The 24,525-nt window shown below is 37.2% G+C and carries 30 protein-coding genes; 15 read left to right on the top strand and 15 right to left on the bottom strand.

The genetic code is table 11. The features are described 5' to 3' along the window. Window positions 1-121: 121 nt before the first annotated feature. Window positions 122-607 (bottom strand): DUF3939 domain-containing protein, encoded by a 486-nt coding sequence (locus tag RZN25_14895; GenBank protein ID MEQ6378104.1) that lies wholly within the window; start codon window positions 605-607, stop codon window positions 122-124. 78 nt (window positions 608-685) lie between these two features. Between RZN25_14895 and RZN25_14890 the strand changes: the two genes are divergently transcribed. Beyond that, entirely contained in the window at window positions 686-826 is a 141-nt protein-coding gene (locus tag RZN25_14890) for a hypothetical protein (protein MEQ6378103.1), read from the top strand. A 438-nt stretch (window positions 827-1,264) separates the two neighbouring features. Here the strand turns inward: RZN25_14890 and RZN25_14885 are convergent, their stop codons facing one another. Both RZN25_14885 and RZN25_14880 read right to left on the bottom strand, forming a co-directional pair. Beyond that, window positions 1,265-1,987 (bottom strand): response regulator transcription factor, encoded by a 723-nt coding sequence (locus RZN25_14885; GenBank protein MEQ6378102.1) that lies wholly within the window; start codon window positions 1,985-1,987, stop codon window positions 1,265-1,267. Window positions 1,988-2,332: 345 nt separating this feature from the next. After that, a complete protein-coding gene (locus RZN25_14880; protein MEQ6378101.1) occupies window positions 2,333-2,467 on the bottom strand; it encodes a hypothetical protein in 135 nt (44 codons plus the stop codon). Window positions 2,468-2,796: 329 nt separating this feature from the next. Between RZN25_14880 and RZN25_14875 the strand changes: the two genes are divergently transcribed. The 3 genes from RZN25_14875 to RZN25_14865 are packed head-to-tail and all read left to right on the top strand — an operon-like array spanning window position 2,797 to window position 3,575. Next, entirely contained in the window at window positions 2,797-3,036 is a 240-nt protein-coding gene (locus tag RZN25_14875) for a YozQ family protein (protein ID MEQ6378100.1), read from the top strand. Continuing rightward, window positions 3,036-3,293, top strand: a complete 258-nt coding sequence (locus RZN25_14870; GenBank protein ID MEQ6378099.1) for an alpha/beta-type small acid-soluble spore protein — start codon at window positions 3,036-3,038, stop codon at window positions 3,291-3,293. The genes RZN25_14875 and RZN25_14870 overlap by 1 nt, the downstream gene beginning before the upstream one ends. Before the next feature lie 12 nt (window positions 3,294-3,305). Then, a complete protein-coding gene (locus RZN25_14865) occupies window positions 3,306-3,575 on the top strand; it encodes an alpha/beta-type small acid-soluble spore protein (protein MEQ6378098.1) in 270 nt (89 codons plus the stop codon). A 38-nt stretch (window positions 3,576-3,613) separates the two neighbouring features. Here RZN25_14865 and RZN25_14860 read toward each other — a convergent pair whose 3' ends face one another. Beyond that, entirely contained in the window at window positions 3,614-3,739 is a 126-nt protein-coding gene (locus RZN25_14860; GenBank protein MEQ6378097.1) for a hypothetical protein, read from the bottom strand. A gap of 167 nt (window positions 3,740-3,906) precedes the next feature. Between RZN25_14860 and RZN25_14855 the strand changes: the two genes are divergently transcribed. Then, on the top strand, window positions 3,907-4,155 hold the full coding sequence (locus RZN25_14855) for a hypothetical protein (protein ID MEQ6378096.1): 249 nt from the start codon (window positions 3,907-3,909) through the stop codon (window positions 4,153-4,155). 36 nt (window positions 4,156-4,191) lie between these two features. On the opposite strand, the gene RZN25_14850 is transcribed toward RZN25_14855, so the two are convergent. Then, entirely contained in the window at window positions 4,192-4,551 is a 360-nt protein-coding gene (locus tag RZN25_14850) for a Lin0512 family protein (GenBank protein MEQ6378095.1), read from the bottom strand. Window positions 4,552-4,635: 84 nt separating this feature from the next. Between RZN25_14850 and RZN25_14845 the strand changes: the two genes are divergently transcribed. Further along, window positions 4,636-5,268 carry a type II CAAX endopeptidase family protein gene (locus RZN25_14845; GenBank protein MEQ6378094.1) on the top strand — a complete coding sequence of 211 codons (633 nt, stop codon included), beginning with the start codon at window positions 4,636-4,638 and terminating at the stop codon, window positions 5,266-5,268. 9 nt (window positions 5,269-5,277) lie between these two features. On the opposite strand, the gene RZN25_14840 is transcribed toward RZN25_14845, so the two are convergent. Beyond that, on the bottom strand, window positions 5,278-6,720 hold the full coding sequence (locus RZN25_14840) for a UDP-N-acetylmuramoyl-L-alanyl-D-glutamate--2,6-diaminopimelate ligase (protein ID MEQ6378093.1): 1,443 nt from the start codon (window positions 6,718-6,720) through the stop codon (window positions 5,278-5,280). A 223-nt stretch (window positions 6,721-6,943) separates the two neighbouring features. Between RZN25_14840 and RZN25_14835 the strand changes: the two genes are divergently transcribed. Continuing rightward, on the top strand, window positions 6,944-7,384 hold the full coding sequence (locus RZN25_14835) for an OsmC family protein (GenBank protein MEQ6378092.1): 441 nt from the start codon (window positions 6,944-6,946) through the stop codon (window positions 7,382-7,384). 75 nt (window positions 7,385-7,459) lie between these two features. Here the strand turns inward: RZN25_14835 and crcB are convergent, their stop codons facing one another. The 7 genes from crcB to RZN25_14800 form a co-directional block, all read right to left on the bottom strand. Continuing rightward, a complete protein-coding gene (gene crcB, locus RZN25_14830) occupies window positions 7,460-7,825 on the bottom strand; it encodes a fluoride efflux transporter CrcB (protein MEQ6378091.1) in 366 nt (121 codons plus the stop codon). A gap of 25 nt (window positions 7,826-7,850) precedes the next feature. Then, window positions 7,851-8,246, bottom strand: a complete 396-nt coding sequence (locus RZN25_14825) for a CrcB family protein (protein MEQ6378090.1) — start codon at window positions 8,244-8,246, stop codon at window positions 7,851-7,853. Between the two features lie 31 nt (window positions 8,247-8,277). Then, complete coding sequence (locus RZN25_14820; protein ID MEQ6378089.1) at window positions 8,278-8,688, bottom strand: Fur family transcriptional regulator; 411 nt, start codon at window positions 8,686-8,688, stop codon at window positions 8,278-8,280. Beyond that, a complete protein-coding gene (locus tag RZN25_14815) occupies window positions 8,685-9,533 on the bottom strand; it encodes a metal ABC transporter permease (GenBank protein ID MEQ6378088.1) in 849 nt (282 codons plus the stop codon). The genes RZN25_14820 and RZN25_14815 overlap by 4 nt, the downstream gene beginning before the upstream one ends. A 12-nt stretch (window positions 9,534-9,545) precedes the next feature. Further along, complete coding sequence (locus RZN25_14810) at window positions 9,546-10,304, bottom strand: metal ABC transporter ATP-binding protein (protein MEQ6378087.1); 759 nt, start codon at window positions 10,302-10,304, stop codon at window positions 9,546-9,548. 15 nt (window positions 10,305-10,319) lie between these two features. Further along, window positions 10,320-11,237 (bottom strand): zinc ABC transporter substrate-binding protein, encoded by a 918-nt coding sequence (locus RZN25_14805; protein MEQ6378086.1) that lies wholly within the window; start codon window positions 11,235-11,237, stop codon window positions 10,320-10,322. 868 nt (window positions 11,238-12,105) lie between these two features. Then, window positions 12,106-12,264 carry a hypothetical protein gene (locus tag RZN25_14800; GenBank protein ID MEQ6378085.1) on the bottom strand — a complete coding sequence of 53 codons (159 nt, stop codon included), beginning with the start codon at window positions 12,262-12,264 and terminating at the stop codon, window positions 12,106-12,108. A gap of 315 nt (window positions 12,265-12,579) precedes the next feature. On the opposite strand from RZN25_14800, the gene RZN25_14795 reads away from it, so the two are divergent. The 4 genes from RZN25_14795 to copZ all read left to right on the top strand — a co-directional run bounded on the left by RZN25_14795 (window position 12,580) and on the right by copZ (window position 16,098). Next, entirely contained in the window at window positions 12,580-12,963 is a 384-nt protein-coding gene (locus RZN25_14795) for a DUF302 domain-containing protein (GenBank protein MEQ6378084.1), read from the top strand. 182 nt (window positions 12,964-13,145) lie between these two features. After that, window positions 13,146-13,463: a metal-sensing transcriptional repressor gene (locus RZN25_14790; GenBank protein ID MEQ6378083.1), complete on the top strand. Its 318-nt coding sequence runs from the start codon at window positions 13,146-13,148 to the stop codon at window positions 13,461-13,463. Window positions 13,464-13,475: 12 nt separating this feature from the next. After that, on the top strand, window positions 13,476-15,860 hold the full coding sequence (locus RZN25_14785) for a heavy metal translocating P-type ATPase (protein ID MEQ6378082.1): 2,385 nt from the start codon (window positions 13,476-13,478) through the stop codon (window positions 15,858-15,860). A gap of 31 nt (window positions 15,861-15,891) precedes the next feature. Beyond that, complete coding sequence (copZ, locus tag RZN25_14780; GenBank protein MEQ6378081.1) at window positions 15,892-16,098, top strand: copper chaperone CopZ; 207 nt, start codon at window positions 15,892-15,894, stop codon at window positions 16,096-16,098. A gap of 654 nt (window positions 16,099-16,752) precedes the next feature. On the opposite strand, the gene RZN25_14775 is transcribed toward copZ, so the two are convergent. Next, window positions 16,753-17,100, bottom strand: coding sequence for a spore coat protein (locus RZN25_14775; GenBank protein ID MEQ6378080.1), 348 nt, complete (start codon window positions 17,098-17,100; stop codon window positions 16,753-16,755). Window positions 17,101-17,129: 29 nt separating this feature from the next. Next, on the bottom strand, window positions 17,130-17,390 hold the full coding sequence (locus RZN25_14770; GenBank protein MEQ6378079.1) for a hypothetical protein: 261 nt from the start codon (window positions 17,388-17,390) through the stop codon (window positions 17,130-17,132). A 245-nt stretch (window positions 17,391-17,635) separates the two neighbouring features. On the opposite strand from RZN25_14770, the gene RZN25_14765 reads away from it, so the two are divergent. From RZN25_14765 to RZN25_14750, 4 genes are all read left to right on the top strand, one after another. Further along, window positions 17,636-18,553, top strand: coding sequence for a proline dehydrogenase (locus tag RZN25_14765; protein MEQ6378078.1), 918 nt, complete (start codon window positions 17,636-17,638; stop codon window positions 18,551-18,553). A gap of 430 nt (window positions 18,554-18,983) precedes the next feature. Continuing rightward, window positions 18,984-21,383 (top strand): 3-hydroxyacyl-CoA dehydrogenase/enoyl-CoA hydratase family protein, encoded by a 2,400-nt coding sequence (locus RZN25_14760; protein MEQ6378077.1) that lies wholly within the window; start codon window positions 18,984-18,986, stop codon window positions 21,381-21,383. A 39-nt stretch (window positions 21,384-21,422) separates the two neighbouring features. Continuing rightward, entirely contained in the window at window positions 21,423-22,598 is a 1,176-nt protein-coding gene (locus tag RZN25_14755) for an acetyl-CoA C-acetyltransferase (protein MEQ6378076.1), read from the top strand. 15 nt (window positions 22,599-22,613) lie between these two features. After that, window positions 22,614-24,398, top strand: a complete 1,785-nt coding sequence (locus RZN25_14750; protein MEQ6378075.1) for an acyl-CoA dehydrogenase family protein — start codon at window positions 22,614-22,616, stop codon at window positions 24,396-24,398. Window positions 24,399-24,525 lie beyond the last annotated feature (127 nt).

The following is a 24,525-nucleotide window of genomic DNA, read 5'->3' as shown; positions in this document are numbered from 1 at the left end:
GACGCGCAAATCGCGGAAAGGGACGCACGGACAAGGCAAATAGACGCACGGACATCAGCAGGATGACATAATTCCCATAAAAAAAGAACCCAGCGTCAAGCTCGGTTCTTTCAAAATAAAATTATCCGGTTTTAGGATGCCTAAAGGTAACTAAATGTTCCTCTCTTGAAATAAAATAGTCACGATCCGGTCGCTTTTCAATTAAATCTAACTTTTCTAATTTAAAAAAGCTTACTTTTCGATAAGGGTCTCCCTCTATAATGGGAAGCTCCTTCGTTTGTCGTATATAATTATCCACGGCTACTTGGACCATATCCAATTCAACCGCAAGTTCTTTATCTTTTTCTTCAAAAATTTCGTAAGTTTCACGAGACATATAATAGTTATCCTTTGGAATTGCTTTTAAAAATGGAGCAAGCAAGGAATAGTTAATGGTTCGGTCTTCCTTAATAATAATTTGTAAAGGTATACCTTTTGGCAGTTGATCCCCATAGCTGTGTATAGCTTTTCGTAAACGTTCAATGGATACATACTCTGTTGGATAGGTGATTTTTTCTTCTGTCTGTGTAGGTGAATGACGATCGTTTCTCATTCTCTTTTTAAACATTAGAATCATCGCTCCTTTCCGATTATTTTTTGTAGAAATGGTAAAAATAGGAGTACCAAGTATAGAGGGAGGAAGATTATGTATAAGAAAACGGAACGGGAGCTCGATATTAACACTCTGCTGAATCCAGATTTTGGAATGGAAGAGATGGAACAACGGGAACAGGTAAACCTAGTATTCCAAAATTCAGATGAAATTAATTTTTCTTCTGAGGAATGAAAAGGTTTTCTTTAGTATTATTATACCAGCTTTTTAAATAAGCTGGTATTTTTAGTTGAGCTATTTATAAGTTTGAGAAAAAAATGGGGTTCCCATGTTTGAAAGATAATAAAGTTTAAAATTTGTCTGGCTTCAACGAGTGTTATCTTAGTTTATCGATTCGAGATTAGGGGATCAACTCTAGTCGATAGGGTACCCCTCGAAACAAGAAAATCACTTATTTCTGCGAAGAAGCTCTAAGAAGCTTTTCTTCCTGCGGTTACTTGGGGCAAAAACTTTGAAGATTATTCGATGAATTTTTTTCGCTGGAGTTAGACAAATTCTCTAACAACTTATAAATTCTGATACTAAAATATAAAGCAAACATGATGATGTCCATGTTTGCTTATCGATAAATGAGTCTTCTATTAAAAGTCGAACGGTTCGAAATTCAGAATTTTAAATTTTTGAAAAATGCTTTAAAACTTTCTCGTTAAACCTATATCCGGCTCCCCTTACAGTTTCAATGATTTCTATATCATCTACATTTGTTTTCAATTTTTTTCGAAGATTACTAATATGTACCATTACCGTTCTTAAATCACCTACACAAGGATTTCCCCAAACGAGTTCATATAGTTCTTCCATGCTGTATATTCTTCCAGGATGCTGTGCTAATTGATACAAAATATGAAACTCTCTCACAGAAAGATCGATTTCTCTATCCTCAATAACAACCTTTTGAGTCGCTAAATTCATTTTAAATACACCAGCATAAAATAAGTGACTTTTCCCAGCAGAAGAGCCATGTATTCGACTTCTTCTCAAATGAGCCTTCATTCGAGCTACAAGTTCCATTTGACTATATGGTTTTGTCATATAATCATCAGCACCAGAGCGAAGAGCCAAGACTTTATCAAAATTACTTGATCTTGTACTTAAAAATAGGATGGGCGATTCTGAAAACTTTCTTATATTTTGGCATAAATCAATCCCATCCAATGATGAAATATCTATCTCGAGAATAAAAAAATCGGGTTCCTCTTTTTTTGCTTCTATAAGTGCTTTATTTCCATCACTTAAACAGAGCACATTAAAAAATTCTTTAGACAGGCAGTCATATAGCTGATTAAGACTATACTCATTGCTGTCTACAACCATTATTTTAGCTCTTCGAAACACTCTCTCACCTACTTTCAGAATATACTGAAATTTTACCATGAGAGTTGTTCCAAATAAAGTATATTATAGAGAAGATTTCTTTGATGAATCTGTATTTATAGTTAAAGTTGTTCCTCGTAAATTGACCAATATATTAATAACAAATAACACAACAGAAACTAATAACACGTTGCTTCCAACGATAACAAGTGGTAAAAGTCCCTCATTTCCATAGAGAAGATTAGCTAGCCCGATCATAAACAGTGGTAACGAAATATTGTAAGCCCAGAAGTGAAGCTTCCCCAACCAATTTTGTGATAATTTCGGAAAAAAGTGATAAATAAGACCAAAGATTGCAATTGATACCTATCCAACTAAATTTATATGGGCATGGACTCCCACTAGAGTATGGTCACCCGCTGATTCCATAAAAATACCCATACTTACTCCTACTCCTACCATAAAATAAACAGCTGCAATTCTAATACACCAAATTCCCATGATTTCCCTCCTTAAATAAATAATTTCCCCTTTTGATATACGCTTATATTATTAAATCAATCTAAAAAAAAACTTAAATAATTTTAAGATAAGTGAACTTACACGTTAGAAAAGCGGAAGTACCCCTCGAAACAAAAAAAGGCACTTTTTTTGCCAAGAAGTCTAAGTAGCTCTCCTTACTGCGTTTACTCGGGCAAAAGTTAACAACGATTCGAATCAGTTGGGACCCTCACTGATTGAAGTTTCACTTTATAAAATTTTAGGTAGTTCAATGCTCTAATAATTTTTTATTAAAAACAAAAGCTAGGAACAAAAGGAGGTTTTTTAAAGTGGAAAAGAGACAAAAAGTATCACAACGTGATTCAGATAAAGTAGCAGAAACCAATTATCATCCTAATCAATATAGAAGTGAGGATGACACAGAACAAGGCTTAGCAATAACCCATGAGCAGGCGTCAGATGTGTATATGGAGGGTGAAATTCAAGCGGGAATTGATCGAGTTGAAAATAGTGGTGGTTTAGCCAGTGAAGAAGGGGAACCAATCCCTAGAAAAGGTTTTGATGAATAATGGCACGTAGAAATGAAATTCTTGTCCCTCATGCAAGAGAAGGGCTTAATCAATTAAAAGCAAAAGTTTCTCAAAGTCAAACTCCTGAACAAGCAAAGTATGAAGTGGCTAAAGAGGAAGGAATTCCGTTAAACCGCGGTTATAACGGCAATATTAAAGCAAAGGATGCAGGTAAAATAGGTGGAAACATTGGTGGAAATATGGTGAAAGAACTCATAAAAATGGCAGAGGAACAAATGGTAAAGAAAAAGGTATAAAGGAGAGATTTTATGGGACGTAGAAATAAAATCTTAGTTCCCGAAGCTCGTAAAGGATTAGACCAATTAAAACAAAAAGTGGAATCCAATGTTAAAACTGTGAGTAAATATGAAATTGCTCAAGAAGAAGGCATTTCTCTAAAACATGGCTATAATGGGGATATTCGTGCAGAAGATGCCGGTCGTATCGGTGGAAACATTGGTGGCAAAATAGGCGGGAACATGGTGAAAGAATTGATCAGCATGGCTGAAAAGCAACTCGTAAAACAGAAGAATCAGTAATTAAAAAGGTGCCCCAAATCATAAATTGGTGGCACCCTTTAATTTTCAATTTCAATCGAAGACTTATAGTCAACTATTTCTTCTCCTTCATCATTTGCAAGGCTACCCATTCCAAATAATAGGACAATGATCGCAAACCAAACAATAACGAGTTTTTTCGACATAGGATCCCCCCTTTTTTGTATCAACAATAGATCCATGATAAGGATTTTGAAGGTTCTTTTCAATATGAAAATAATGGGTATTACTTTTGGAAAAACCTTGTCTACATAATCCGAATGTGGTCGTAAAAAATAAAAATGGGGAAAAAACAGAAAGAGGTGTATTACTAATGAACTTAAGATCAATGACATCCATGATGAAAATGATGAATATGGGTAAACGTCGTCGTCGCGGGCGCGGGATGATGTACACTCTTCTAAGTGTAGGTAGCATCGGGGCTATGGTTTATGGACTTTTCAGGAGAAATGACAAGTCAATGAATATGATGAAGCCTATTCAGAATATGCTTCAGAACCAAAAAATGACTCCGGCTAGTGTTGAGTTTTCTGAAGAAATCTCTCCAGAAAGAAATAGATAAGAAAAAGGAGAAGGTTAGATTCCTTCTCCTTTCCCATTAATATCCTACTTCAACAGAGGCGACAACTATATACATAAGATCATTCTTATCATCTTTATCCTCTAAGACAATGCCGCTAGTTGTAAGCATGCCGCCGTCCATGACATTCACATGGACCGTACCATAGGGAATAGCTTTTTTAATTTCACTGATATCCAATTTCTCTTGATCACAGGGGATAGCTAGCTTCACATTTACGACCATATTGTCTAAAGAATTCTCTGGTAAAACCGATCTTATTCCTGGCATTGAGTTAAAATGAATAGCATTTTTTATAGCGCGAACAGAAGCCTTTGTTATGTCTTGACCATGTACATCTATTCCCATACCTGTTTCAATAAATAAAATTTGGTTCATATGCTTTCTCCTTTCAGTACCTTCTCTATCCTAATCCTAACACAAAATAAGTAAGGTATACTAAATCTAAGTGGAGGGATTCTGATGATGCTCATTAGATTTTTTGGCCCAACCATCCTTTTATGGATTGGTCTTGTGATTCTCCAAAATTTAGTTCTCACATTTATTCTTTTCTATGGGTGGCTTCTTATTTTGCCTCTCCTTTCAAAAGTTCCAATCAAATCCTATTTTAAAGGGAAATCTTTGCGAACCTGGTTCATGGGATTAGGAATAGGTATAGGATTTTTTCTTTTTGTTTATGTAGGGCTTGCTTTACTTAAAAAAGACGGAATCAATCTTTCGCAAATGAATGAAATTTTACGTGACTGGGGATTTATTGGAAAAACAAAATGGTGGCTAATTCTTTTTTTAGTTTTTTTAAACCCTATTTTAGAGGAGCTTTACTGGAGAGGCGATATGCAAAACCGATTATTTGGAAAATACAATTTGTTACAAACTTCCCTTATTACTAGTAGCTTTTATAGTCTTTACCATTTGATACCTTTAATGTTTTTATTTGCATTTCCATTCTCCGTCATTATGGTCATTCCTGTCTTTCTTGCAGGTATCTTTTGGTCCTTTTATAGTCAAAAAAGCGGAACAATAGTAGGTTCCATCGTCAGTCACTCATTGGCGGACCTTGCTATCATTATAGCCTATTTGTATTATCTGCAATAAAAGGAACACTCAAAGTGCAGAGTGTTCCTTTTCTAGTTCTCCTAATAATTTTTTAATCATATCTAAATCTGATTTAACAGGATATTGAAAATCTTGTTGGTAGGGTTCATGCCCTTTTCCTGTAATCACGATCCAATCTCCTTTTTCTGCAAGTTCCCATGCAAAAGTAATGGCTTCGGTGCGATCGAAAATAATTCGTGAGTTTTCTTTTTTCTCTTCTAGATAAAGGTCCAAAAGCTCCCCAAACATAGTTTGAGGCTCTACCCCATAGAGATCATCACAGGTTAGTATCGTTTGATGAGATATATTGGTACTTTGCCTAAACATATCTTTTCTCTTAAGTTTATCCCTTCCACCACGAAACCCAAAGACATGGATGATTCTTTCAGCCCCTTGTTCTTGAATAGAATGGAACAATTTTTGAAGCGCATCAGATGTATGGGCATAGTCAACTACTATAAATCCACCATTTGGATGGGCAAAAATTTCGTAGCGGCCTGGGATATATAGATTTTTTTCTAGCGCATTTTTAATACGGGGAAGAGAAAGTCCAATAAGTCGACAGGTCTCAACTGCCATGGATATGTTTATAAAATTATGTTTTCCAGGAAGTAATGGTTGAAAGGCAAGTGAATGATCTTGCCATTTTAATTGCTTCTTTTCATAATCGATCTTTAAATCTGCATCATCAGATTCACTTATAGAAATTACCTCATGTTTGTTTTGGAGTTGTTGCACTAGTCTTTTCCCCCAGGACTGTCCTGAAAAAATAATACCATGACCATCTTTTTTTAACTGTTTAAACAAAGAAGCTTTTACCTGAAAATAGTTTTCCATAGAGTGATGGTAATCTAAGTGTTCGTGATCTAAGTTTGTAAACAATACATAGTCCAATTCCAGACCGTATACTCTACCTTGCTGGATTCCATGAGAGGAAACTTCAAGGATGGCAAACTCATCATTTGACTGCCCAAGCAGTTTATAGAGAGTTAGTGCATCTGGTGTAGTGTTTGAGGCTTCGTAATTCGTTCCATTTACGGTATAGCCAATTGTACCAAATAAGGCACAACTATACCCCTGTACTTCAAGTATGTGTTTTATTAAAAAAGAAGTTGTTGTCTTTCCATTGGTTCCTGTGATTCCAATAATGGTTGGTAGATCTCTTTCGTGTGCGTAAAAAGTTTTTGCGCATAGTGCAAGGGCATAACGACTATTTTCTACTTCAAAATAGGGGACAGGGTGTGTTTCTGAGTGTTGTTTTTCCCCGATTATTGCAACAGCCCCTTTCTTTATGGCTTCTTTAATGAAGTTATGTCCATCTGTACTATACCCATTGATGGCAACAAAAAGAGTGCCAGGTATAACCTTTCTTGAATCACCTGCTATATGAGTGATTTCCAATTCAAGTTTCGTTTCTATATGTAATTTAGAGAGGACCTTTTGTAATTTCATACTCGATAAAACTCTCCCACAGTTTGTCATTGTAAAATTAGATTTTATAAATAAATGTTATATATATTTTCCCCAATTGTGGTTAAAATATCATTGTTAAACTTTCATTTCATTGTAGCTTATTTTTAAGAAATTTCAAAAGTACAAAAGTAGGATGTTGGTAAAAAAGCATGGTATATCTTGTGCTCACTTTCACAAAATAATCCCGAGTGAGGTGATAATAATGTCATTACAAACCTTAAAAGTAAATGGTACAGGAGAAAAAACGAAATCCACTTTTCAAGTTAGAGAACATCAAATTGTTATCGATGAGCCAGAGAATTTTGGTGGGGCAAACACAGGTCCAAATCCAATGGAATATGTACTGGCTTCATTAGCAGGTTGTGAAAATGTGATGCTTCATATGATTGCTAAAGAACAAGGAGTAGAAATGGGCTCTGTTGATTTCTCAGTCGAAGGAACATTAAATACGGATGGTCTTGAAGGAATGGGAGGTGTACGCCCTTATTTTCAAAATATAAAGGTTCAAGCAGAAATTAGTACTGATGCATCTGATGAACAAATTCAGAGCATTAGAAGCGAGTTAGAGAAGCGTTGTCCAGCTTATACGATGCTCAAAGCGGCATCGATAGAGATTGATTCGGAGTGGACAAAATCCAAATAAGGGGATATCGGGGGAGGTTTTTACAGAGAAGCTTGTTAGTATCCTAGAACCCCACTGCTTTAGCTGTGGGAGTTGTCAGAACTCTCCGAACCCTATTATCATTGCAACAATGATAATACTTACCAAAAGAGTACTTGCTGTATAGATTATGGCATTTTTATATTGCTTTTTTTGAATAAGAGCAAATGTTTCTGCGCTAAATGTGGAAAGAGTAGTATAAGCCCCGCAAAAGCCAATGGCTAAAAAACCCCAATAGGATTCTGATAAAAATGATGGGTTAGAAAGATGTACTTTGGTTAGAATTCCAAGAAGAATGGCTCCAGAAACATTAGCGATCCATGTGCCAAAAGGAATGGAATATCGATCATTTGCTATCCAACCTAAATAATATCTACTTAAGGCACCCAAAGCGCCACTCAATCCAACGACCAAAGAAATCATGATGATCCCCACCTATTTACGTTCTTCATAGTTTATGTTGAGCAACTTGCTGTTTAGAATTTACCTTCTGCGCCAATAAGTATCCCACATAGGAAGCTATGCCTGCTCCGATAATAGTAATTAGAAAATAGATGGAACCTAATAACCACTCCCCTTGGTTCCAATACAGAATGAAGTCAACAATAAAGGTAGAAAATGTGGTGAATGCTCCAATGATCCCTGTTGCAATACCTATGCGTATCCATTTAGGAAATGATTTTTTCCAGTGGATAAAGAAAAGCAGGAGGAAGCAGCCTATCATATTAACGAACCAAATGGAAAAAGGGGAAGGGATGATTGAACCTAAAGCAATTGACATTCCGTAGCGACTTATCGCCCCAATAAATCCGCCAATACCAATGGCTAGTACAATTTTCTGCATGATTTCCTCCCCCTTAAAAGTACTCTTCATCTTACACACAAGCTGGGCATTTTCCGTAGATTTCAAATTTGTGGTCCTCTATTTCAAATCCATTTAACTCTTTATTAATTCTATCCATTGGACAAAGATGTATTTCTTTTGTTTTTCCACAGGATTTACAGATGAAGTGATGGTGGTGTTGATTCGAATCACAGGTGACGCGAAAATATTTCTCTCCATCCATTTCAGTAGTTTCTACGATTCCTAGTTCGGTAAATAAGTGAAGATTACGATATACTGTATCGACGCTAACGTTTTGATCGGTTTTTTGCATAAATTCAAGGAGATCTTTTGCAGTACGATAGCTGTTTTCCGTTGTCAAATAACGTAAAAAATCTTCCCTTTTTCCGGTGTATTTGTATCCTCTATTTTTGAGAAGGTCTAATGCTTCGTTTAAATTCATGAGATAGCCCTCCTTCTATTATTAACCCATTTATTTCCAGTGATGACTGCTATTAATATAAAAATAGCAGTAACAACAATGGTTCCTCCAGGAGGAATTTCAAAATAATAACCACTCACTATTCCTGTGATTACAGAAATTTCCCCAAATAAGATGGATAACCATAAGGTTTGCTTGTAACCCTTGGCAATTCGCATGCTTGCTGCCACTGGTAAAGTCATGAGTGCAGAAACTAAAAGAACTCCTACAATTCGTATAGAAGCAGCAATAACTAAGGCCGTTAATACAATAAATAAAAAGTGAATTCGTTTCGCATGAATTCCTGAAACTACAGCGTGTTCCTCATCAAAAGAAAGCATAAATAATTCCTTATAAAAAAGAAATACAATAAGGCTTACAATTATAGTGATTCCTAAAATCATCCATAAATCCGAGCGGCTTACTGCTGAAACTGTCCCAAATAAATAATTGATTACATTTGTATTGAATCCATCGGCAAGAGAGATAAAGATAACACTTAGACCGACTCCTCCAGAAAGGATAATTGGGATAGCTAATTCTTGATAAGCTTTATACACACTTCTTAATCTTTCAACCATCATAGCCCCAATTACGGAGAATCCCATACCAAAATATAAAGGTGAGATTCCTGTAATGCCCGTCTTTTTCTCAAAGAATAAGCCAAAGGCAATTCCAGCCAAGGTAACGTGTGAAAGAGCATCTGCAATCAAAGATAACCTCCTTACAACTATAAATGTCCCAAGTAAGGGGGCTAAGAAACCGACTAATAATCCTGTATAAAAGGCATTTTGTAAAAAATCAAAACGCAAAAAACTTTCTATCATCCTACAACCCTCCTAGTGGTCGTGATGGGTCACTACATGAAGCGGATGCCCATATAAATCTGAAACCTCTTGATCTGACAAGGCTGCAAAACTCTCTGGATCTCCGTGAAATTGCAAAGATTTATTTAAACAAGCAATTTGGGAAACATAGGAGGTAACCGTCCCAATGTCATGTGTTACAAGCAAGAGTGTGATTCCTCGCTTTTTATTTAACTCTGCAAGGAGATGATAGAATTTTTGAACATGCTCCTGATCAACTCCAACAGTAGGCTCATCGAGGATCAAGAGTTCAGGGTCACTCACTAAAGCACGTGCTATAAAAACACGTTGCTGTTGCCCGCCAGAGAGATTTCCAATGTTTTGGTTTAGATAATCCAACATTTCCACTTGATTCAATGCCTGCTTCACTTTTTCTTTATCCTGTTTAGAAAAGAATCTAAAATAGCCTATTTTGGCAGTCAGGCCAGTTGAGACAACTTCAGAAACAGTAGCTGGAAAACCAGCATTGAAGCTATTCGCTTTTTGTGAGACAAAACCCATTTTACTCCAATCATGAAACTTTTGGATGGGAGTTTGAAAAAGTTGAATGCTCCCTGTTTGAGGACGCAGCAGACCTAGAATCAATTTGATCAAAGTAGTTTTTCCTGATCCATTTGGGCCTACAAGTCCCACAAATGATCCTCGCTGTATTTCGAAATTAATTGACTCTAATACCGGTTTTTGTTCATATACGAATGAAACATCCTGAATGGAAAGAATAGGATCAGACATACCAGTTCACCTCGATTATTTTAAAGCTTTTTGTAATACTTTTAGATTTTTTCTCATGATAGAAAAGTAATCTTCCTCATCCTTATGATCTTGCTCAGTTAATACTTCTAGGTTGTGAATTGTGAGGGCTTTTAACCCTAATTCAGATTGAAGGATGTCTGAAACGTTAGATTGAATATTTTGTTCAAAGATGAGGTATTCCATATCATTCTTTTGTGCTTTATTAATGATTTGTTCCAACTCTTTTTGAGATGGCTCATCACTTGTAGAAACTCCCTGTACCGCAATCATCTCAATACCATACCGGGATTCCCAATATCCATAACCAGCATGGGACACAAGGATTTTAAGCTCTTGTTTTGTTGAAAGTAAATCCACAAATTCTTGATGGATCTGGTCAAGTTCTCCTTTTAATTTCTCTGTACGCTCCTCAAAAAAATCTTTATGTTCCGGATCCAAAGTGACAAGTTCCTCTTTTAAAACCTCAACAAGTTCTTTTGCTCTAATGGGGTCCAGCCAAATATGGGGATCAAACTCTCCGTGATTATGCCCATCTTCTTCATTAGCGTGGGTTTCATTATCAAACAGCTCCTCACGAGAATGAATGGAAAAAATTTTAACCTCTTGATTTTTTAATGCTTTTTCAGCTTGTGCTGCAAATGCTTCATATTCAGGATGAATATAAATAAAGGCATCAGCCTCCGCTAATTTTGTCATGATTTTGGCAGTAGGCTCATAAGTATGAGCGTCTACTCCTGCTGGATATACCGTTTCCGATTCTATGAATTCCCCACCAATTTCTTGAATAAAAAATTGCAAAGGATAAACGGTCGTATATATTTGGAGCTTATCGTCAGAGGACTCAGACGATGAACTTCCACATCCTCCTATAAATAGGAGTAAAAAAAGTATAACTCCAAGTGATCGCTTCATAAAAATATTCTCCTCTCAGAAATCTGTTCTTCATTTTATCGTAATGATTCCGATTTGTAAATCGTAATGATTCTGATTTATAGCGAAAATGTCTTTTTATAAGCATATCAATTAGGAAGAGGTGTTATACACGATTATTCGTTTAGCGCTAAAACATGCCCATGCTTGAAGCAATAAGAAAAGCGCAAGCGCCCTTCGAAACAAGAAAAGCACTTGTTTCTGCGAAGTAGCTCTAAGTAGCTTTCTTTACTCGGGGCAAAAACTTCGAAGATTACTGGAGGAAGCTTTTTCGCTGGAGCTAGACAAATTTTCTTATCTTGTCAAAAAAAGTGTGGGGTGTCCCCACACTCAGTCTATCTTTTAAATTTAATTCAACGGGTTACGATAAGAGCCATGATTGATATAGCTAAGGCCGTTCAGAAGAGTCCACTATAGCCTTTGTTCCCTGGCGTTAAAAACATAAATCCAGCATATAGTGTGGGTCCTACTGTCATTCCTAATTGACGGAAAAGGGAAACTTCTTTGCTTGATTAAAATGCAGTTTCACAACTGCTTGAAAAGCTTTTGACGCATGCTTTGGGGCTTCGAAACTTCCAATGTGTTCTTTAATCTTTCTTTGTACATCCTTCACGAATTTATGTAGTCCATATTCAGAAAGCCCATATCTGCCAGTTGCTGATCTCGTTCTTTAGTTTTAGGTTCTTTCAGGGGTTGACGATATTTTTTGTCCGATTTTATGGATTTATGTCTTGTTTTAGCTTCACACCTAAAGGAGTGGGCTTCCCCGTTCGGAAAATCTGTAAGTAAATGCTCCCAAGAAGTGGATACGTTAAAAAAGCCCACTCCCTGAAAGAGTGAGCTTCCCCTATTAACAATCGCTATCTGGCACGCCAGTTAATACTAATCCGTGGGATCTTTTATCTAAAACTAAGCCATTCACCATATTTGAAATTTTAGGATCAATGGCAACTTTAATGGAGTTAACGGTATGCACTTCATCATTTTCTAATGGCTCATCCAGAGCCACCCCTAGCTGTGGGCCTCCTCAGCCAATACCAGCCATAAATAAGCGTATGCCAGTGGCTTGGTTTTTCTCTAAAATACTTTCCAATTCAGATTTTGCTTCATTTGTAATGGTCATCATCATTCTCACCTCTTTCAAGAACCTTGTATATACCATAATAGGTATATTGGGTAAAAAATTCAACCTTTTTGTTTTCCCCAATTTTAGTGTACCCTCATGAAAAAAAGAAAGATTTTCTATTGAGCATATTAGTTTTAATTAATACCGTTTAGGGTATAATTAAGGTGAAAATAATTGAGCAAAAGGAGGAATACTTAAATGTTCCATTTTACTGTGGAAACAGAAAAAACTTTGGACCAAGCTGTTCAAGATTTAGAAAAAGAACTTAAGGAAGATTCTTTCGGAGTCCTGTGGGATTTCAATGTTAAGGAAACTTTAAATAAGAAGGGTTTTGATTTTGATCAAACCTTTCGAATTTTAGAAGTATGTAATCCAAAAGAAGCAAAAGAGGTTTTATCCCTAAATAGCTTAGTTAGTTACTTCCTTCCATGTAAGATTGTTGTCTATGAAAATGGAGATAAGAACTATATAGGTATGCCAAAGCCTACGATGTTTATGGAGAATATTGATGACCCCGCTCTTAAGGAAAAGGCTAAAGTTATTGAGGATAGACTTGTAGTAGCTATAAATAAAGCAAAATAAAGTGAAAACAAAGCTTTTTCGGTGAATTTTAACCGAAAAAGCTTTGTTTTTGTCAAAAAAATGAACGTTAAGTGAAAATACTTGAAAATAATACTATAGGGGGGTATAGTAATTATTAAGAAAACAATATGAAAAATAATAAGAAAAAGAAGGTGAAAGACGTGAATTCAAAGGATTATGAAGTGGATATAGACTTTATATCTTCACCTCATAAGAAACCCGTTAATCCAAGAAGTGATGATGAAAAAGCAAAGCTTATCAATCGTTTGAAAAGGATTGAAGGTCAAGTTAGAGGGATTCAGAAAATGGTAGAAGAAGACCGATATTGTGTTGATATTCTTGTTCAAGTTTCAGCTATCAATGCCGGTTTAAAAAATGTTGGATTTTCATTGCTTGAACGTCACTCGCATCATTGTGTCACACACGCCATTCATTCAGGAAGTGGCGAAGAAGCAATTGATGAGCTAATGAAAGTTGTGAAGCAGTTTTCTAAGTCGTAGGAGGTGTAAATTGTGGGAAATGATAAACAAGTAACTTTGGGAATTACAGGTATGACTTGTGCGGCTTGCTCATCTAGAATTGAAAAGGTCTTAAATAAGATGGATGGTGTAGAAGCACAAGTGAACTTGACTATGGAAAAAGCCACTGTGAAGTATGATGATACCCAAGTAAAAGTCGATGATATTAAAAACAAAATCGAAAAAATTGGTTATGGGGTTCAAATTAAAAAACAAGATTTTGACGTGTCAGGTATGACTTGTGCTGCGTGTTCGTCCCGGATCGAAAAAGTACTAAATAAAATGCCTGGAGTTAAAAACGCAACTGTAAACTTAGCTGGAGAAGCAGCTACTGTTAGTTTTTTTGATGGTGTTGTAACGGAAGAAGACTTAATGGAGAAAGTTAAGAAGATTGGTTATGAAATGACTTTGAAAAAGGATCGGGAAGATAAGGCAAACGAAAAGGAAGAAGAACTAGCACACAAACGAAATAAAGTTATTATTTCTGCCTTACTTTCTTTGCCACTATTATATTCTATGGTTGATCACTTTTTTGGTTTAAATGGGCCAATGTTCCTTATGAATCCTTGGTTCCAGATGTTACTAGCAACTCCGGTCCAATTTATAATCGGTTGGCAGTTTTACGATGGTGCCTATAAAAACCTTCGTAATGGCGGTGCCAATATGGATGTATTAGTTGCCGGTGGAACAAGTGCAGCTTACTTTTATAGTTTAGTTGAGGCCTTACGAACCATTGGAAATCCTGAATATGTTCCGCATTTGTATTTTGAAACAAGTGCTATTTTAATTACTCTCATTTTACTTGGAAAATACTTCGAAGCGATGGCAAAAGGTCGCACAACGAAAGCCATCTCAGAGCTTCTTAACCTACAAGCGAAAGAAGCCACTGTCATAGTAAATGGAGAAGAGAAAAAAGTTCCTATTGAAAAAGTTCAAGTGAATGACTTGATACTTGTGAAACCAGGAGAAAAAGTCCCAGTTGATGGAGAAGTTGTATCAGGGCGATCTGCGATTGATGAATCGATGATTACAGGAGAATCTATTCCTCTGGAAAAACTTGAAGGAGATACAGTTATTGGAGCAACCATTAACAAAAATGGAACGCTGAAGGTAAAAGCGACACGTGTTGGAAAAGATACTGCTTTAGCCAATATCGTTAAAGTTGTAGAGGAAGCTCAAGGCTCAAAAGCCCCTATTCAAAGAATGGCAGATGTGATTAGTGGATATTTTGTTCCTATAGTAGTAGGTATTGCGTTCTTAACCTTTGCAGTATGGATTTTCTTAGTAAACCCAGGAAACTGGCCGCTGGCATTAGAAGCTGCGATTGCAGTCTTAGTAATTGCGTGCCCATGTGCACTAGGCTTAGCCACACCTACATCCATCATGGTTGGTACAGGTAAAGGTGCAGAACATGGAATTCTCTTTAAGGGTGGGGAGCATTTAGAGGCAGCCCATAAGATTAACACCATTGTTTTTGATAAAACAGGGACTATTACAAAAGGAAAGCCTGAAGTTACAAATTACGAAGGTTCTGATGAGATTTTACTTTTAGCTGCTAGTGCAGAAAAAAGCTCTGAACATCCACTTGCAGATGCCATTGTTCAATATGCTCAGGAAAAAAATGTACAGTTGGTAGAGTCAGAAGAATTCGATGCTATACCTGGTCATGGAATAAAAGCAAAGGTAAATGGTCAAGAAGTCATTGTTGGAACTCGCAAGTTACTAAAAGAAGAATCTATATCGTGTGATTCGTTTGAAGTACAGCTGGAAAGTATGCAGCATCAAGGGAAAACAGCTATGCTTATTGCTGTGAACCGTGAGTGTGTAGGTTTAATCGCGGTTGCAGATACTGTAAAAGAATCTGCAAAAGATGCTCTACTTGAATTAAGAAATATGGGTATTGAGCTAGTGATGTTAACTGGGGACAACCGAGCAACTGCCGAAGCAATAGCCCGAGAAGTCGGAATTGATAGAGTCATTGCTGAAGTAATCCCTGAAGAAAAAGCAGACCATATTCGTGAACTTCAAGAACAAGGGAAGCATGTGGCGATGGTCGGAGATGGAATTAATGATGCTCCGGCACTTGCTTTAGCGGACATTGGTATTGCGATTGGTACCGGAACAGATGTTGCTATAGAAACAGCAGATTTAACTATTTTAGGTGGAGAGCTTCACCTTATCGCTAAAGCGATTAAGCTAAGCCAAAAGACAATGGGAAATATTCGCCAAAATTTATTTTGGGCACTAGCTTATAATAGTGCTGGTATCCCAATAGCAGCCCTTGGATTACTTGCTCCTTGGATTGCTGGGGCAGCAATGGCATTCAGTTCTGTTAGTGTTGTGTCTAACTCTCTTCGTTTGAAAAGAGTTAAACTATAAAAAATTTTATTAAGGGAAAGGATGTTTAGTTATGAAAGCAACTTTAAATGTACAAGGAATGACGTGTGATCATTGTAAAAAAGCAGTAAATGGAGCACTTCTTGAGTTAGACGGAGTGGAAAGTGTAGAGGTTGACTTAGCTTCAGGAAAAGTGGAAGTTGAGTACGATGAATCAAAAGCAACAATTGATCAAATGAATAAAGCTGTTGAAGAACAAGGCTATGATGTAGTAGCTTAATGATTAAAAAAACCCAGGCATTATTGGATGCCTGGGTTTTTGTTTTACAAGATAAATTATAAAATTTGTCTAGCTCCAGCGCCCTATCGACTAGAGTCGGTTCCCTCCTCTCCATCGATAAGTTAACATCGATGATGGAGGTTCGGTTATCCGATTACTCGGCCCACCGAAAACATTTGTCGCAACACCGAACTGACTCGCCTCGTGAACCGTGTTTCCTTTATCTCGGAGGATCTCACCGCCACATCGTGTGGCAACGCCTACGTGACCCACATCACCGCCTTACGTCGATGATTAAGGGCGCTTGCGCTTTTCTTATTAAGGTAAGTTGAAAATTTGCGTATTAATTGTTGCGTAACTGAGCTTATAACCTAGTTATTGAGCATATGTTTTTTGTTTTGAGCATAGAGAAATAAAACCGCGCAAAGAGTTTAAAAACCCGAGCATTAAAAACTCAAATTTGAGCATAAGAGGTTAGAAAGCCGAGCATGAATCATGAATTCTTACCATAGGCATTACAATTTGAGCATATGCCATAAATTTTGAGCAAAAAAATTAGTTTTATTGAATAAAACCTCAACACCTATGGAGGCTGTTCACGGTTTGTTCCTGCTAAAAAAGGATGCCCCGTAACTTGGGACATCCTGTATTTCCTTATTGTGTTTGACCCTGTGCACCATAGGGAAGTTGATTTTTATAACCGGAAAACTGCTGATAGGCCTGCTGCATTTTTTGTTGTTGAGCTGGCTCTAACGCATACCATCCATTTTTAAACATGGTATTGTACATATTTCGCTGACAGTCTTGAGTTTCTTTATAAATAGCTACTAGCTCTTGATAAAATGCATCGTTACTTGCTTCGTTTAACGCTGTGTCATATGCATGAGTCATATATTTTTCGGTTGCTAGCATATCATTCATAAAGTCGCGTTCGTTCATTTGAGGTGTTTTCTGAATGCTTGTTTCTGGGTTCTGAACCTTTTGACTTTGCTGTTGATTCATCATTTGTTGATTCATTTTAATAAGCCCTCCTAGCTCATGGTTGGATTCGGATTTTGGTTAAGATGTTGAAGAATTTGCTCATAATGGCGTTGATGCATTTGTCCAGCCTGATCAATTGCTGCTTTAATCTCGGAGTTTTGACAGTGCTGAGCATAAAAATAAGCTTTTTTACATGCATTCAAATTCCATGAGAGCATATCTGTTATATATTGCTGATCCTTACCACTTACCATGTTTGGTGGTTGAGGCATCATAGTCATTTGACCCTGGTTCATTTGTTGTTGTTGCATAGGGCAATTCCTCCTTGAAAATTCATCTTACAAGTATAGTTTTTCTCTTGATTTGTAGAGTATGCTGATTAAAAATATCCAACTTCAAATTAGAAAAATTGTGAAAAATTAGATATTCACTTTTAAAAAAAGATGATAAAATGAGAGTTGTCTTGGTTTTTCTCTTATTTAAAATAGAAAATGGGACTTTTTTCTATGTGCAAAAGGCTTTCGTTAAAGGTTTTCTAATTGTGGGAGGGGTTTGGATGGAGCAATTACTTCGGAATTTCTTTTTATTTTTATCGAAAAACAAATTTTTTACAAAGTTAGCCAAAAAATATGGTTTGAAGTTTGGGGCGCAGAAGTTTGTTGCTGGAGAAAAGATTGAGCAAGCTGTGGAGGTTATTCGTAAACTAAACGAACAGGGTTTAGTTACAACTGTCGATTATTTAGGGGAGTTTATCGATAATGAAAAAGAAGCTAGGGAACGTACAGATGAATGTGTGAAAGCCATTCGTGCTATGGCTGAGAATAAATTAGAATCCCAGCTTTCTCTAAAAATGACCTCTATGGGTCTTGATATTTCAGAAGATCTCGTAATGGAAAACATGAGAAAAATTTTAGATGCTGGTAAAGAACATGGCATATTTGTGACTATCGATATGGAGGACTATGAACGTTACCAGAAAACATTAGATATTTTTAAAGAACTTCGCAAAGAGTATGATAATGTGGGAACTGTTTTACAGGCCTACTTGTTTCGTGTTGCTGAGGATATCGAGGATTTAAACCAATTTTCACCTAATTTACGTTTGGTAAAAGGTGCTTATAAAGAATCACCAAAAGTTGCATTTCCTGACAAAAAAGATGTAGATGACAACTTTAAAAAGATTATTAAAATGCATTTATTAAATGGGAATTATACTGCTGTAGCTACTCATGATGATGATGTCATAGAATATACAAAGCAACTGGAAAAAGAACATAATATCTCCAGAGATCAATTTGAATTCCAAATGCTTTATGGAATAAGAACAGAGAGACAAGAGGAGCTTGCTAAAGAAGGATACAAAATGCGCGTTTATCTTCCATATGGGTCCGATTGGTATGGTTACTTCATGCGTCGTTTAGCAGAGCGTCCAGCCAATATTGCATTTGTCTTAAAAGGTGTGTTTGGAAAATAAAAATTTGGGTTGTCGAGTGTATCGACAGCCCTTTATGATAATATCAGATTTATACGGCATGAACGGGCAATACCCCCCACTTCAAGTCTTAAATGAAGGATAAACTCCCATGAAAATAAAACATTAAATTTTTCATCCTTGTTGGTGAAGAGTAAATGTCCGGTTGGTTCAAGGACTTTTTGATCATGCCTTTGAGTGTTAACAAGCAGTGGGAAACGGTCACTGTTTGCGCTTTTCTAATTGACTCAAACCGATTCACGGTGAAAATTGTAAACGTTTAATAAAAAATCAATGGAAATGGATTGCGAAATATCTGAAAATATTTTATAGTAGGAATAGATACTGGATGGAAACATCCATATATTTTTTATTTATAAAATGAATGAGTGTTCATTCAAGAATGCGAAATTATTTGTAAGGGGGAAATGGAATGGAGCGTAAAATTAGACGTGCTGCTGTCCTCGGATCAGGAGTGATGGGAGCAGGGATTGCGGCGCATCTTGCGAATGTTGGTATTCCAACGTTAATGCTTGACATCGTGCCTCGTGAACTAACTGAGGAGGAAAAGAATAAGGGTTTGACTCTTGAACATCCTCAAGTCCGGAATCGTATAAGTTTCACTAACAAACAAAAACTTTTAAAACAGAAACCAGCTCCTCTTACCTCAAAGAAACATTTGAATCTAATTGAGGTCGGAAACATGGAAGACCATATGGAAAAGCTTGCTGAAGTTGACTGGATTATTGAAGTAGTTGTTGAAAACCTTGACATCAAGAAAAAAGTGTTTGAGCAGGTTGAAAAACACCGTAAAGAAGGAGCTATTGTTAGCTCAAATACTTCTGGGATTTCAGTCAATGATATGGTGGAAGATAGAGGAGAGGATTTCAAAAAGCATTTCTTAGGAACACACTTCTTTAATCCACCAAGATACTTAAAATTGCTTGAAGTTATTCCAACAAAATATACTGACCCAGAAGTTCTTTCCTTCATAAAAAAATTTGGAGAGGACATTCTTGGAAAAGGTGTCGTAGAAGCGAAAGATACTCCTAACTTTATTGCTAACCGGATCGGAACCTATGGACTTTTAGTAACGGTCCAAGAAATGCTAAAAGGTGGATACAGCATAGGTGAAGTAGATTCTATAACTGGACCATTAATTGGTCGTCCAAAAAGTGCTACTTTCCGTACATTGGACGTAGTAGGGCTAGATACCTTTATTCATGTTGCAAAAAATGTATACGATCAAGTTGAGGGTAAGGAAAAAGAAGTTTTTGAAATTCCAGAATTTATGATCAAGATGAAAGATCAAGGCTGGATTGGTGCAAAAGCTGGTCAAGGGTTCTTTTTAAAGCAAAAGGGAGCAAAGGAAAGCGGAATTCTTGAATTAGACCCTTCTACAATGGAATATGTGGAAAGAAAAAAATTAAAAACAGCAGCAACTGAGATGGCAAAACAAGAAAAAGGTTCTAAACGAAAGCTTAAGGCTCTCATACATGCCAAAGGGGATCGTGCAGGAGATTTATTATGGTCAATTATGAAGCCAGCTCTTTTATATTCCGCAGAATTGCTTGGAGAAATAGCGGATGATATCACCGCTATTGACGAAGCCATGCACTGGGGATTTGGATGGGAACTTGGACCATTTGAAACCTGGGATACAATTGGTGTTCGAAAATCGGTTGAAAGAATGAAAGAAGAAGGCGAAGATATTCCAGGTTGGGTAGAAGATTTTTTATCCAAAGGGAATGAAACATTCTATAAAAAAGAAAATGGAAACGTTTCCTTCTACCATAACGGAGAATACCAACAACAGAATGTTAATAAAAAGGTAATTAACCTAAAACAATTAAAAGAAACAAAAGACGTTATCAAGAAGAATACAGGTGCAAGTTTAATTGACCTTGGAGATGGAGTTGCAGGTTTGGAATTCCACTCACAGAATAACGCGATTGGGTTTGACATTATCGAAATGATCAATTTTGCAGTAGAAGAAGTAGGTAGAAACTATGAGGGACTTGTCATAGGAAACCAAGCGAAGAACTTCTGTGTAGGGGCTAACTTAGCCATGATTCTTATGGAAGCTCAGGACGATAATTTCTTCGATATTGAAATGGTGGTTCGACAGTTCCAAAATGCGGTGATGAATATTAAATACTCAGAAAAGCCAGTGGTGGCAGCGCCTTTTGGAATGACTCTAGGTGGAGGAGCTGAGGTTTGTCTTCCGGCAGCTTCCATTCAAGCTTCTCAAGAGACTTATATGGGTCTTGTTGAAGCAGGTGTAGGACTCATTCCTGGAGGTGGAGGCAACAAAGAATTATACCTTAAACATATTAAGAACCTCCCAAGAGACGTTGAATTTAATCTGCAAGATGTAGCCAATCAAGTCTTTGAAACAATTGCTACTGCTAAAGTTTCAACATCTGGGGAAGAAGCTAGAGAAAATGGATTTTTAGATAACAATGATTCCGTTAGTGTCAATGGAGATCACTTATTACATGATGCTAAACAGAAGGTCCTTGCATTATCGAAAGCTGGTTATCAACCACGAAAACGAGACAAGATTCCAGTCGTGGGTGAATCTGGCTATGCCGCAATGTTGTTAGGTGCCAAGATGCTTGGATTTGGGGGATATGCTTCCGAGCATGATTTGAAAATTGCTCAAAAGCTTGCCTTCGTTTTAGCTGGCGGCCGTCTACCATATGGAACATTTGTAGATGAACAGTATTTATTGGATTTAGAGAGGGAAGCATTTTTGAGTCTCGTAGGAGAGCCAAAAACTCAACAACGCATGCAACATATGCTTGTTAAGGGGAAACCTCTTCGTAACTAGTTTTTGTAGAATTTGCAAATTTGCAAAGGGGGAAGGATTGTGAAAGAAGCGGTTATAGTTGCAGGTGCACGAACACCTGTGGGAAAGGCAAAAAAGGGAACACTTGCCAATACGAGACCAGATGATTTAGCAGCTCTTACGATAAAGGAAACTTTAAAACGTGCAGGGAACTATGAAGGAAATATTGATGATATCATCATCGGATGTGCTACACCTGAAGCAGAGCAAGGAATGAATATGGCGCGTAATATTTCAGCTCTTGCAGGGCTATCTCATAAGATTCCGGCCATTACAATTAATCGATATTGCTCTTCAGGGCTTCAAAGTATTGCTTATGGAGCAGAAAGAATCATGTTGGGACATAGCGACACCATTCTTGCAGGTGGAGCTGAATCTATGAGTCTATTGCCTATGGGAGGACATGTAATCAAACCTAATGTGCAATTAGTAGAAAATGCTCCTGAATACTACATGGGCATGGGTCATACTGCAGAGGAAGTAGCCCGTAGATTTGGAATCTCAAGAGAGGATCAGGATCAATTTGCTGTGACTAGCCACCAACGTGCCGCTAAGGCTTTGCAAGAAGGGAAATTCAAGGATGAAATTGTTCCAGTAGAAGTTATGCAACGTCAGCTTGGACCAGATAATAAAGTTGTGGAAAGAATAGTTCTCTTCCAAGAAGATGAGGGTGTCCGTGCAGATACGACACTTGAGGTCTTAAGTAAACTACGTCCTGCTTTTTCTTTAAAAGGAACTGTTACAGCAGGTAACTCCTCTCAAATGAGTGATGGAGCTGCTAGTGTTCTTCTTATGGAGCATGAGAAAGCAAAAGCGGAGGGATTCCAGCCACTCGTTAAATTCCGTTCCTTCGCTGTAGCTGGCGTTGAGCCGGAAATAATGGGGGTTGGACCTATAGAAGCTATTCCAAAGGCTTTGAAGTTAGCGGGATTGAGCCTTGAAGATATCGGATTATTCGAGTTAAACGAGGCATTCGCTTCGCAAGCACTTCGCGTAATTCGCGTCCTAGAACTTGATCCTGATAAAGTAAATGTAAATGGTGGAGCCATTGCACTTGGTCATCCACTTGGCTGCACAGGAACTAAGCTTACTTTAAGCTTAATCCATGAGATGAAGCGTAGAAATACTCAATTTGGTGTTGTAACTATGTGTATCGGTGGCGGAATGGGTGCTGCTGGTGTATTCGAACTATTATAAAAGGGGGAAAACAGAATGAGTGAAACTAAGGAAAAAGTCATTAAAGGTGGTAGTTTTATTATTGAGGATGTCGCTCCAGAGGATGTGATCATGCCTGAGGATTTTACCGATGAGCATTTAATGATCGCGAAAACAACAGAGGATTTTGTACTTGGAGAGGTTGTTCCAAAAATTGACAACCTTGAAAATCATGAATTCGAACACTCTGTAGCTTTACTAAAGCAAGCAGGGGAATTAGGGCTGCTAGGGGCTGATGTGCCTGAAGAATATGGTGGTCTTGGATTAGATAAAATTAGTTCATCCTTAATTACAGAAAAATTTTCACGCGCAGGAGGATTTTCTGTAACACATGGAGCACATGTGGGAATTGGATCTCTTCCAATTGTATTCTTTGGTAACGAAGATCAAAAACAACGTTATTTACCACTTCTTGCAACTGGGGAAAAACTTTCTGCATATGCGCTGACAGAACCTGGGTCAGGCTCTGATGCTTTGGGCGCAAAAACTACAGCCAAGTTAAATGAAGCTGGAACTCACTATGTTTTAAATGGGGAGAAACAGTGGATTACAAACTCTGCATTTGCTGATATATTTATTGTATATGCAAAAATTGATGGTGATAAGTTTACAGCTTTTATCGTTGAACGTGACTACCCTGGAGTTTCAACTGGACCAGAAGAAAAGAAAATGGGAATCAAGAGCTCTAGTACTCGAACTTTAATTTTAGAAGACGTTGAAGTTCCTGTTGAAAATGTACTTGGTGAAATTGGTCGGGGCCATGTGATTGCTTTTAACATCTTAAACGTTGGTCGTTATAAATTGGCCATTGGAGCTGTTGGTGGATCTAAACGTGCGCTAGAGGTAGCTGTTAAATATGCAAACGAGCGTAAACAGTTTAAGCGTTCCATTTCTTCCTTTTCTTTAACACAAGAAAAAATTGCAACGATGGCAACCAATATTTATGCCAATGAAAGCTCAGTTTATCGTACAGTTGGACTTTTTGAGCAAGCCATGGGCCGATTAACTCAAGAAGAGTTAAATGATGGAAAAGCTGTGGCTAATGCTATTGCGGAATATGCTATTGAATGTTCTCTAAATAAAGTATTTTGTACAGAAGTACTTGATTATGTAGTAGACGAAGCTGTTCAAATTCATGGTGGTTATGGATTTATGCAAGAATATGAAGTTGAACGTGCATACCGCGATTCACGTATCAATCGCATTTTTGAAGGAACAAACGAAATTAACCGTTTAATCGTTCCAGGAACTTTATTGAAAAAGGCAATGAAAGGTGAGTTGCCAATTCTTCAAAAGGCACAGGGACTTCAAGAGGAACTTATGATGATGGTGCCAGAAGAGATTGGGGACGGTCCGCTAGATCAAGAAAGATATTTAGTTAAAAACGCCAAGAAAATTGGACTATTCGTTGCCGGCTTAGCTGCGCAAAAATATGCGGCTAAGATTGAGGATGAACAAGAAATACTTGTAAATATCGCTAATATTATTGGTGAAATTTACAATATGGAATCAGCGTTAGTTCGTACAGAAAAATCCATTAACAAAAATGGTGCAGATAAAGAAAGGCAAAAGATTTTAATGACTCAGGTTTATGCCCAAGAGGCGTTTAATCGCATCGAGTCTGAAGCTAAAGAAGTTTTAATTGCAACGGAATCAGGAGATGGTCTCCGTATGATGCTATCAGCATTACGTAAGTTAACACGCTATACTCCAAAGAATTTAATAGCTCTTAAGCGTGAAATTGCTGCTAAAGTAATCGAAGAAGAAAAGTACGTATTGTAATAGTTTTGGAAAGGGTCTTGAAGCGGTGTCTTCAAGACCCTTTTGTTTAGTATCAATGTATAACTCAGAGGTTGAGATGTAAAACTCAACAAAAGATCACTTATTATAAAGTTTCAGCAAGGATCAA

It is taken from the genome of Bacillaceae bacterium S4-13-56, from assembly GCA_040191315.1.
Taxonomy (GTDB): domain Bacteria; phylum Bacillota; class Bacilli; order Bacillales; family JAWJLM01; genus JAWJLM01.
The sequence above is the reverse complement of the archived record's forward strand: the minus strand, read 5'-3'. Positions and strand labels throughout refer to the sequence as shown.